Annotated in this window: 10 protein-coding genes, 1 tRNA gene and 2 rRNA genes; 9 read left to right on the forward strand and 4 right to left on the reverse strand. The window is 41.2% G+C overall.

Annotated features, from left to right (window positions below; genetic code table 11):
- From RMY31_RS06610 to RMY31_RS06625, 4 genes are all read left to right on the forward strand, one after another.
- Positions 1–411: ribosomal RNA gene (locus RMY31_RS06610) — 23S ribosomal RNA — on the forward strand; the annotation flags it as partial.
- 63 nt (positions 412–474) lie between these two features.
- A 5S ribosomal RNA gene (gene rrf, locus RMY31_RS06615) occupies positions 475–592 on the forward strand.
- A 207-nt stretch (positions 593–799) separates the two neighbouring features.
- The gene (locus tag RMY31_RS06620; RefSeq protein WP_322667264.1) at positions 800–2017 is read left to right on the forward strand and encodes a sensor histidine kinase; all 1218 of its coding nucleotides are present in this window, start codon (positions 800–802) and stop codon (positions 2015–2017) included.
- Positions 2018–2332: 315 nt separating this feature from the next.
- Positions 2333–2539: a type II toxin-antitoxin system HicB family antitoxin gene (locus RMY31_RS06625; RefSeq protein ID WP_322667262.1), complete on the forward strand. Its 207-nt coding sequence runs from the start codon at positions 2333–2335 to the stop codon at positions 2537–2539.
- Between the two features lie 251 nt (positions 2540–2790).
- Here RMY31_RS06625 and RMY31_RS06630 read toward each other — a convergent pair whose 3' ends face one another.
- Positions 2791–3003, reverse strand: a complete 213-nt coding sequence (locus tag RMY31_RS06630) for a helix-turn-helix domain-containing protein (protein ID WP_322667267.1) — start codon at positions 3001–3003, stop codon at positions 2791–2793.
- 133 nt (positions 3004–3136) lie between these two features.
- On the opposite strand from RMY31_RS06630, the gene RMY31_RS06635 reads away from it, so the two are divergent.
- The 3 genes from RMY31_RS06635 to RMY31_RS06645 all read left to right on the forward strand — a co-directional run bounded on the left by RMY31_RS06635 (position 3137) and on the right by RMY31_RS06645 (position 5441).
- Complete coding sequence (locus RMY31_RS06635; protein WP_322667260.1) at positions 3137–3370, forward strand: hypothetical protein; 234 nt, start codon at positions 3137–3139, stop codon at positions 3368–3370.
- Positions 3371–3512: 142 nt separating this feature from the next.
- On the forward strand, positions 3513–4187 hold the full coding sequence (locus RMY31_RS06640) for a Uma2 family endonuclease (RefSeq protein ID WP_322667258.1): 675 nt from the start codon (positions 3513–3515) through the stop codon (positions 4185–4187).
- Positions 4188–4478: 291 nt separating this feature from the next.
- Complete coding sequence (locus tag RMY31_RS06645; protein ID WP_322667256.1) at positions 4479–5441, forward strand: hypothetical protein; 963 nt, start codon at positions 4479–4481, stop codon at positions 5439–5441.
- A 273-nt stretch (positions 5442–5714) separates the two neighbouring features.
- On the opposite strand, the gene nadA is transcribed toward RMY31_RS06645, so the two are convergent.
- Entirely contained in the window at positions 5715–6689 is a 975-nt protein-coding gene (gene nadA, locus RMY31_RS06650) for a quinolinate synthase NadA (RefSeq protein ID WP_322667254.1), read from the reverse strand.
- A 149-nt stretch (positions 6690–6838) separates the two neighbouring features.
- On the opposite strand from nadA, the gene RMY31_RS06655 reads away from it, so the two are divergent.
- Positions 6839–7765, forward strand: coding sequence for a TIGR04168 family protein (locus tag RMY31_RS06655; protein WP_409877508.1), 927 nt, complete (start codon positions 6839–6841; stop codon positions 7763–7765).
- A gap of 78 nt (positions 7766–7843) precedes the next feature.
- Positions 7844–7928: transfer RNA gene (locus RMY31_RS06660), tRNA-Ser, on the forward strand.
- A gap of 51 nt (positions 7929–7979) precedes the next feature.
- Here RMY31_RS06660 and RMY31_RS06665 read toward each other — a convergent pair.
- Together RMY31_RS06665 and RMY31_RS06670 are read right to left on the reverse strand one after the other, a co-directional pair.
- Positions 7980–8333 carry a four helix bundle protein gene (locus tag RMY31_RS06665; RefSeq protein ID WP_322667250.1) on the reverse strand — a complete coding sequence of 118 codons (354 nt, stop codon included), beginning with the start codon at positions 8331–8333 and terminating at the stop codon, positions 7980–7982.
- 74 nt (positions 8334–8407) lie between these two features.
- Positions 8408–10107 (reverse strand): NACHT domain-containing protein (locus tag RMY31_RS06670; protein ID WP_409877510.1); only part of this gene is annotated, 1700 nt, incomplete at its 5' end.

Here is a 10107-nt window from a genome sequence, read left to right on the forward strand (position 1 = left end):
GGTTTGGCACCTCGATGTCGGCTCATCGCAACCTGGGGCGGAAGTACGTCCCAAGGGTTGGGCTGTTCGCCCATTAAAGCGGTACGTGAGCTGGGTTCAGAACGTCGTGAGACAGTTCGGTCCATATCCGGTGCAGGCGTAAGAGCATTGAGAGGAGCCTTCCTTAGTACGAGAGGACCGGGAAGGACGCACCGCTGGTGTACCAGTTATTGTACCAACAGTAGACGCTGGGTAGCCAAGTGCGGAGCGGATAACCGCTGAAAGCATCTAAGTGGGAAGCCCACCTCAAGATGAGTGCTCTCACTACGTAAGTAGGTAAGGTCACGGGCAGAACACCCGTTTATAGGCGGTAGGTGGAAGTGCAGTAATGTGCGTAGCCGAGCCGTGCTAACAGACCGAGGGCTTGACCTCACAACAATTGGTCAATATTTCGCGTTACTTGCAGTCTTCAGGGTTTTGTACCCAACAAGTTTTCCTGGTGCTGATTGCGCGGTGGAACCACGCTGATACCTTCCCGAACTCAGAGGTGAAACGCTGCTGCGGCCACGATAGTCTAGGGGTTGCCCTACGCCACAATAGCTCTGTGCCAGGTTTATTATACTAAACTAAAAGCCCCCTTTGATAGACGAGAGGGGGCTTTTTGCTGCAAATACTTGCTCCTCATCTAATTTTATTAGGCATTAGTTAGCTCTATTTTCAATAACTTCCATCTTCCGTAAGGTGCGATCGCCACATTAAACACATTAAGCTACCTCTAGCTGAAGAACCTTCGCGCTTACTGTGTTTGGTTGAGTAGAAGATGGATTTTAGCCAGACTTTAATTGAGAAAAGTGATGCCATTATCGATCGCTGGGTAGAAGCAGTTTACCAAGATCAACAAATTGAAGCCACTAAAGAGCTTACTTTTAAAGCTGTAAAGGATAGCTTACCCCGTGTTTTGAAAGCATTAGCAACAGTACTTTCGGAATCTGAAAAAAGCGATTTACAGACGGTAGTGGATGCAAGTCTGGAACACGGTACACTTCGTGCAGAACAGGGATTCGAGCCAGCAGAAATTGCGCGAGAGTATCGTTTGCTGCGGTTCGTTATTTTTTCTTTTTTGGAAGAAGATTTAATACAGGCATCTTCTGTTGAACTGTTACGGGCTGTTCGCGTGATTGATACAGTAATTGATGAAGCGATCGCCCGTTGTTTCAACAGCTATACTTATGGACGACTACAAGAGCTGAAACAACTTCAAAATCAGTTGCGGTTGACTAACCAAGAGCTAACTCGTTTAGTTCGCGCTAGTAAAGATAGTCTCTCTCACTTGGCTCACGAACTCAAAACACCCCTAACTTCAATCATTGGTTACGCAGACTTATTTCTACGCCAGCATCGTCAACAACCAGAAGTTCAGGATTCATATTCAAATATCGAAAGTATTGAGCGCGTCCTAAAAAGTGGCAGGCTTCTTCTCCGCTTGATCAACGACACTCTGGAAATTTCGCGTTACGATGCTGGTACGATGAAATTACAGCCGACTCTATCTGGTGTGCCTGAGTTAATCAACTCAATTGTAGAGATAATTGAGCCGCTAGCGCGCGCTAAAGAATTATCCTTGGTTGTTGATTGCGATCGCGCTCCAGAACAGGTTATTACCGATCCGCTTCGGGTTCAGCAAATTATCACAAATTTGCTTAGCAATGCAATTCGATATACAGAATATGGTACAGTCCGTTTAGAGTGCTGGAAAGAATCTCAACAGCAATGGGCAATCTCTGTTATGGATACAGGTATTGGTATTTCTCCAGATGCCCAAAAACAAATTTTCAATCCCTATTTTCGTGCAGTAAACGATCCACAAGTGCAAGGTTCTGATGGTACAGGATTGGGCTTGGCGATTGTGTCGCGATTAGTTGAGTTAATGCACGGTGAGATTAAAGTAGTTTCACAGCAGGGGAAAGGCTCTACATTTACAGTGATTCTGCCATTAGAAGCGATCGCCCATACAGACAAAAATAATGTAGAAATATAACAATTGATCTCAGCAGTGTTAAGTAATGGTGAACCAAGCAGAAAGTTTGCTGAGCCGTCCACTGTACTAACTTTGATCTTGCCAGTAATTGTTAGCCCTTGCAGATTTGACAAGACTCAGTCACTCTCCCAGTAAGCCTCTGATAGGTATGGATAAAGCGAAACGTAAGGAACTTTTTGTCAAGATAGCTGATGCAGTGGAGGCTGCTTTGTATACGGTTTGATATGAGCGACATTATAAGAAACTAACATTTTTGATGTTTACTACATTCGCGACTTTATCCTATTCCACAATAAGCCTCACTGACTTAGTTTTATGACTCGCACCTTAACGGCAATTTTACATTGGGAAGAAGATGTCTACGTGGCTGAGTGTCCAGAAGTGGGAACGGCTAGCCAAGGCAAAACAATTGAAGAGGCGATCGCTAATCTTAAAGAAGCAACTGAGCTTTACCTAGAAGAATTTCCTCTTCCTGAAAGTAGTCCCCGTTTGTTAACTACATTTGAAGTAATGAGTGCCTAAGCTACCACGAGTACCTGCTTCTGAAGTTATTCGTGCTTTAGAATGCTTTGGGTTTGTTCTAGTAAGATAACGAGGAAGTTATATAGTTTTAAAAAAGCAGATTGTTGATGAAAATCAGAATGTCACTGAAATAGGCTGTGTTGTACTTCTGCACAATAAAACGGTAGCAGTTGGTACGCTCAAAAGCATCTTAAATCAAGCTGGTGTTTCAGTTGAAGAGTTTTTAGAGAATTTGTAAGGAATGCGATCGCCTACTCTTCTACTAATTCCATCAAGTCTTCAATTGTCACTTCAAAAGTACGGGCTATCTTATAAACTGCACTCAAATCAACTGTATTCAAGACATCACGTTGTACATAGCTTTTAACAGTGTTGTAGTTGACTCCAGAACGGTCAGCAACTTCTTTCAGTGTCCAACCCTTCTGTTGAGCCAGTTCTCGAATTCGTAACCTAAAATAGCCCATTTTGTGGTTGACAAGGGTGCATATGCGCCCGACAATATCTGTGTACATCAAAAGCGATCGCTCCTTCAGCCTGGAAAACTAACAGAGCGATCGCTATTCCTAACAAACCCCACAAAGTGGGGAGAATGAATTTATGATACCAACCTCGAAGCCAAAATTAAATAGTCATCCTTGGTGTATTATCCGGCAATTACCCAATATGCAGCGGCAGGTAGTAGCTCGGTTTCATCGTCGTCATGATGCAGATGCCTATTTCCAAATTCTTCAGCGACTGCTACCCTCTGCAAATCATGTAATTGTATTTGATTCAACAGTTACAGAAATACCAGAAGAAGCCGAAAAATCTTTGCTTGAGCAACTTGTATAAAGTTTGGGCGATGCGTCTCTCATCCTTGCGAACTCTACAAGGGAGAGCGCTAGTCCTACTTTTCAACCAATATAGATGCGATCGCTGTTGTCGTTAACATAATAGAATCACCCAATATTCTGTTCAACAAAGGTGGCTAATTATGACTAGCCTCTTACCCTCTTCTCAATCAACAGAGGTTTTTTACCCAAGCTCGGATGGTGAACCTTTGGCTGAAAGTTATGTTCATTTATATGCCTTGCTGGTAACTTTGGAAGTTTTAAGGCAGTATTTGCAGGGTCAGCAAGCAACCGTTCTGAGTAATCAGTTTCTCTACTATGCTCAAGGATTCCCTAAATTACGGGTAGCTCCAGACGTGATGGTAATTTTTAATGTTGCGCCTGGGGGTCGGGACAATTACAAGATTTGGGAAGAGGGACAAGTACCTGTGGTTATTTTTGAAATGACTTCTGAGAGTACTAGAAATCAGGACACAGGCTTTAAGAAGACGCTGTATGAGCAGTTAGGCGTGCTGGAGTATTGGTTATTTGACCCCAAGGGTGAGTGGATAAAGGAGAAACTACAAGGGTATCGACTGCGAAACGAGGCGTATGAGCCAATTACAGACAGTCGATGTGAACCTTTGCAGCTGCGTTTACAACTAGAGGAACAACTAATTGGTTTTTATCGAGAGGATACTGGGGAAAAGTTGCTGATTCCTGAAGAATTAGCACAGGCGCTAAAACAGGAAAGAATAGCAAGGCAACAAGCTGAGTCACAGGTGGAAAGGTTGAAGGAACAACTGCGATCGCTCGGTGTTAATCCCGATCTTATTTAGTCAAATTCAGTAAAACAAAAAGTTTTTCTTCAAAGAGCGATCGCCCTTCAGCTTTAAAATTAGTGAACAATACTTGTACTCAAGTAGAATCGCTCAAAAATAGCGTATTATTACGTAAATAGTTTTTCTGTCAGCATAAGTGTAAAAGCATTACATTTGCTGATAGTAATAGAGCCTTCTTACTGAGTCAAGGAGGGGCTTTATTTTTAAGATTTTATGTGGCGACCTCAGCTTTTTACTCGTAAAATCGAAGACAAGGTAAAGATCAGTAGAACAAAGTCCCTAAATTTAATGAGTATGTTAATCAGTCAGGGTGAAAGAGCGATCGCTAAACCTCAAATGGTAGATCGGATAAACGATATCGCTTGGCAAGCTCACCAAGGTAGCGTGGCTGCAATTATTCAACTATTGAATGAAAAGCTAGCCAACTCTGGTGTCAGAACTAGAGCTATTTTTGCCGATGGAGTCTTACAACTTCTGTGTGAGGGGGCTAAGGAAGAGCAACTTGAACAATCTGTCTTAGTAGAGCAAATCCAACAAATTCTTGAGTCAACCGCACCCCGGAACATTCGTCGGATTAATATCAATAGTCGAATCGTTCGGGAAGAGCAATTACTTTGGCTGAAGGAAATTACTAACGATCCTGAGAATCAATTACTTTGGTCACAAGAAATTACATTAGCTCAGCCAAATATCTTTAAGCAGCTAATTACAGATTTAACAGCAGCCCAAACTGAAGTAGTAAAAATAAATTTTCCTAAGACGAAACTTTCTCGTACTTCGGTATTTACTAATAAAGACAAACACAAAAATTCTCACCAAACAGGGCTATTAGTTGCAACGAGTTTATGCTCATTATTGTTGCTAGGTTGGGTTGTTTATGCCCAGTTAGGAGATAAACTGAAGAACTTACTGCAAATAGAAAATCCCCAATCTTTAGCCACAGGAAATATTAATAATAGTCAAACGCAAAAGTCATCCTTGACTGCAAAAAATAGCTCTTCCGTCCCATCTGACGATAACGATCCTTTTACAGTAGGAGTGCGAATTGCTATTCAAGCTTCTGCATCTGGTAAAACAGCCACAACCTCAACTCAGTGGCTAGAAATAGCTGCTAGGTGGCAACAAGCTTCAGATTTAATGGGTAAGGTGTCACTCAAACATAGCCGCTATCAAGAAGCTCAGATCCGCACTAAGCTATACAAAAAATATAGTGAAGCAGCGCAGAAAGAAGCAGATAAAAGTAAACTTTAAGTGCAGCGTTTCATTAATTCGCAGCGAATTTTTTAGGAAAGACTATGTGTTCCTATGCTTTAAAAAAGCTACGATTTTACACATCATACTAAGTCTTTCATCATTCTTAGATTATACATGCTATGGGAAAGGAGAGAAATCGGACAATGAAGCAGTACGATCCAACTCTGCAAGAGCTACTTTTACACAAGCACCTAACCCAAAGCTAATATTCAACTTCTATAAAATTAACTTTCTGTAGAGACGCGATCGCATCTCTACAAATTGTCAAAACTACACACTCATCTCTAACATTCGCTGAATAGGACGCAAGGCCGCAACGCGGATATCCTCTGGCATAGTAATTTCAGGTGTGCGATTTTTCATCGCTAAGTAAAGCTTTTCTAAAGTGTTTAATCTCATAAAAGGACACTCGTTGCAATTGCAATTATTCATCGGTGGGGCAGGAATAAAATGCTTGTCAGGAGCTAGTTTTTGCATTTGATGAATAATCCCAGGCTCTGTAGCAACGATGAATTCCTTTGTAGGGCTTTTTTGACAATAACTGAGCAAAGCTGCTGTAGAGCCGATAAAGCTGGCGTGACGCAAAATACTACTTTCACATTCTGGGTGTGCGATCGCCTCTGCTTCTGGGTGGGCAATTTTTAACTGCACAATTTTCTTTTCCGAAAAGGTTTCATGGACAATGCAGCTACCTTGCCACAGTACCAAATCTCGTCCAGTCTGTTCCATAACATATCGCCCCAAATTGCGATCGGGAGCAAAAATAATCGGTTGGTCTTTTGGTATCTGCTGCACAATCTTCACAGCGTTGGAACTGGTGCAGATAATATCGCTCATCGCCTTAATTTCAGCAGAGCAGTTGATGTAAGAAACCACTATATGATCGGGATGCGCCGCTTTGAAAGCTGCAAATGCGTCTCCTGGACAACTGTCTGCTAAAGAACAACCAGCATTCAAATCTGGTAAAAGTACTAATTTATCGGGATTGAGTATCTTTGCTGTTTCTGCCATGAAGTGAACGCCAGCAAAAACAATTGTATCTGCATTGGTCTTTTCTGCGGCTTTCGCCAGTTGTAAGGAATCCCCAATAAAGTCTGCGATATCCTGAATATCCGGCTCTTGATAGTAATGTGCCAGGATAACCGCGTTAAGTTCTTTTTTAAGACTTTCAATGGCAGCAAATAAATCTAGTGGTAGTCCACTCGGTTGGGTTTTCTCTCGTTGAGCAAGTGCAGTGGTAAACACAGTTAGGGGGTGCTTTATATTGCAGATTTTTGTCTCGTGAATCAATTATAGTAGTTTTTACCAAAAATAGTAGACGGTTGTTGTCCCATTAGTTGTGTCCAAATCCGGCTGAGTTTCCTATGCTGGAGATAGACGGCAAGGAAAGTCGCATGACCAGTCAAAAAACTCAATCAACAACCCTGAAAATTGCTGTAGTTGGAGATATTCACGACCAATGGGAAGTAGAAGATGGTATTGCACTCAAGCATCTGGGTGTGGACTTGGTGCTGTTTGTGGGAGATTTTGGCAATGAGTCGGTGGAAGTGGTGAGAGCGATCGCTTCCCTGGACATTCCCAAAGCAGCAGTAATGGGAAACCATGATGCATGGTTCACAGCCACAGAATGGGGACGTAAGAAGTGTCCCTATGACCGCTCAAAAGAAGATTGGGTACAGGAACAACTCGATTTACTGGGTTCAGCGCAAGTTGGCTACGGTAAGCTAGATTTCCCAGCTTGGAATTTAACTGTAGTCGGAGGTCGTCCCTTTACCTGGGGTGGCCCGGAGTGGAGATTTGCTGAGATATGTAAAGAACGGTATGGTGTCACCAGTCTGGAAGAATCAGCAGATAAAATCACGGCTGCGGTAAAAAGCGCCGCTAGCGATACGATTATTTTTCTAGGTCACAATGGGCCGAGTGGATTAGGCGATCGCCCAGAAGACCCCTGCGGCAAAGACTGGCATCCTATAGGCGGTGACTTTGGCGATCCGGATTTTGGTGAGGCGATTTCTCAAACGATCGCGACTGGTAAAAATATTCCCCTAGTGACATTTGGTCATATGCACCATAGTCTGCGGCACACCAAGACGCTGCGAAAGCCCATCTTTAGAAGCCCAGAGGGGACAATTTACTTAAATGCTGCCAGTGTGCCCAGGATTGTGGAGAATGACGGCCAGAAGCTGCGTAATTTTTCCTTGGTTTCTTTAGAAGCGGGTGTGGTGACGCAAGCCTCCTTAGTGTGGGTGGGTGATGATTTCCAGGTGGCATCAGAGGAAATTTTGTACGAGCGATCGCATCCAGTAGTGCAACCTGCGTAGATGATGAGATATAGTATTATCTGTCAGCTTTAGTGCTAACCGACAAATGTGGGCTAGACACTAGCTCGACAGTTTATTGGAGAGGTGGCAGAGTGGTCGATTGCGTCCGACTTGAAATCGGATGAGGCTAAAACCTCCGGGAGTTCGAATCTCCCCCTCTCCGTTGAGGAATTAAAAATTAAAAATTAAAAATTAAAAATTGGGGAGAATTAAATTAGGTGGTGCTTTTGGTGGAGACAATGATAGCACCAATAATTTTTGTTAGTTCTTCTGCTTCGATTTGGAGTTGAGCAATTTTTTCTTGAGGTACTATTTCGGAAGCAACCAGTAATCTTAACCAATACCGAGTTTCACGAGATTCTTTCAGTGCAATCATAAGCTTGCTGATAAAATCTGCTTTGCTTTGAGCAGCTTGTGCTTCTTCAACGTTAGCTCCAATCGATGTTCCTGACCTTAACAACTGTTGAGAAAGGGTTCTCGCTACTCCTGGTTTTTCATCTAAAAACTGGCATAATTTGACTATACGAACGGAAAAAGTAAAAGTGCGATCGCAAATATCTTTTTTCACAAGTGATATTGAAAAAATTAAATTACAAACTAAGGAGTAAAATTTAGTAATTTTCTAATTTTAATATTTTTTTACTAAAGTTTAATTTTTATTGGTAAAAATAGTGAATTTTCTATTTTTTGTCTGACTTCACAGCTAACGTAACAATCACTGTTTAAACAATCAAGCAGTAATAAATTAATATTGTAGTAATTCCATATTAATTCCGCTTGTTCGTCATTTAATTGTTCTTGATAACAAATGTTTCTATATTTAATTATTAGAGTTCTCAGAGCATTTAGCCATTCGTTTATAGTCTTATCTTCTCGTTTAATCCACTTTTCTGGATTATCACAGTAAGGAATTTGCTTTTTTAAATTTTGAAGTGATTTTTTAAATTCAGGTTCTAATTTAAGGTTAAGAGAAAGAGCATAACTCAGGCATTCTAATGGATCAGAGTTTACAACTTCAAGAGCATCAGTAAGTTTCTCGTCAAAATCTATCTCTGGATCAACTTCAATATTAAATCCAAGTGCTGTAGCAAGTTCATTGCAGGAATCTAGAACTGAGTAACTAAAAAAAAGAGCGTGTTCCAAGTAGAATGCTCTTACTACTGCTCCTTTATGGTTATATTTGACTGATAAAGCTTTGTTATATACTGTCTGTAAAAGGTTCTGTAATTTATCATCAAAAGCTACAAGTAAGTCAATTTTTGACTTGATCAAAACTAATAAATCATCTGCCTTACGCATCATTCCAGATGCAAGCAAAAATACTTCCCGCCAACGTATCTCTGTAATATGCTCTACCAGACTTTCCCAAGCAGAGTTAGCAACTATTTCTCTTGCGGCAAAATACTCGTGAAACGTTAAGTGAGAAAAGGAATAGATGCCCTTTGCTCGTTCTACTAATAGCCCATGCTGTGCTTCAATAGACTTTAAAACGGCTTCACTATCGAGTTTCAATACTTCTGGATCTGTGTCAGCATTACGTAAGTTGCGAATAAAATCAGCAATGTATGCTTCGGCAGTTTTCTGCTTAAAGAAATAGTCTTTCTGCTCAAATGTAGTTAAGCCTATTTGACTCAGCAAGTCTTCCTTACGCTGCAAAGACAGGTTTTTATAGACCTGATCTCTCTCAATATTGCGTTTGGCATCCCATTTTTTTAGCAATACATCTAATCCTTCTTGATAAAGTTCAGAACGGTTTGCTGGGAAATCTCCACTATCTCCAAACACCAAACACAATAATGTCAGAAGTAAAGGACTACTTGCTAGTTCTTGGATTGGTTTATTCTCCTTTAGTTTTTGAATGAATCTTTGACTTTTAACTGGATCAGTTAATTGGAACCAATTTTGAGCAAAAATGGCTATTTGTTTTTCATTAAAATCTGCCATTTCTACTTCTGTGAAACTTTGATAAGTGTATTCTTTGGCAGCAATACGACAGGTAATTACAAACTGATTGGCATGAAACAGGTCAGAAAATTCCCGAATTTGTCGTAAAACCCGCTTGGTGTCTTCCTCTCGTACTTCATCTAACCCATCCAGCAATACCAACGCCTTTCCCTGTTTCAACAGTTTCTCTACTGTGGCACTGGCATGAGTTCCCCCACAGCTTGATAATAGTTGAACAATAAATTTCAAAATATCTAGTTTTTTAGGTGCTTCTGCAAAATCTTTTAATGTGATAAACAAGGGAACTCTGTTTGCTTGAAATCTCCCTTCAATACACTGCATTGCTAGATATTTTAAAAAAGTGGTTTTTCCTGCTCCTGGTTTACCTAAAACCATCA

Origin of the sequence: Dendronalium sp. ChiSLP03b, from assembly GCF_034531165.2 — a bacterium.
In the GTDB taxonomy this organism is placed as follows: Bacteria; Cyanobacteriota; Cyanobacteriia; order Cyanobacteriales; family Nostocaceae; genus Dendronalium; species Dendronalium minutum.

What these genes read in the sequence shown, in the direction of transcription:
- RMY31_RS06645 (WP_322667256.1), top strand. Translation starts at nt 4,479, where the DNA reads ATGAGTATGTTAATCAGTCAGGGTGAAAGAGCGATCGCTAAACCTCAA.
- RMY31_RS06630 (WP_322667267.1), bottom strand. Translation starts at nt 3,003, where the DNA reads ATGGGCTATTTTAGGTTACGAATTCGAGAACTGGCTCAACAGAAGGGT.
- RMY31_RS06620 (WP_322667264.1), top strand. Translation starts at nt 800, where the DNA reads ATGGATTTTAGCCAGACTTTAATTGAGAAAAGTGATGCCATTATCGAT.
- RMY31_RS06640 (WP_322667258.1), top strand. Translation starts at nt 3,513, where the DNA reads ATGACTAGCCTCTTACCCTCTTCTCAATCAACAGAGGTTTTTTACCCA.
- RMY31_RS06625 (WP_322667262.1), top strand. Translation starts at nt 2,333, where the DNA reads ATGACTCGCACCTTAACGGCAATTTTACATTGGGAAGAAGATGTCTAC.
- RMY31_RS06655 (WP_409877508.1), top strand. Translation starts at nt 6,839, where the DNA reads ATGACCAGTCAAAAAACTCAATCAACAACCCTGAAAATTGCTGTAGTT.
- RMY31_RS06635 (WP_322667260.1), top strand. Translation starts at nt 3,137, where the DNA reads ATGATACCAACCTCGAAGCCAAAATTAAATAGTCATCCTTGGTGTATT.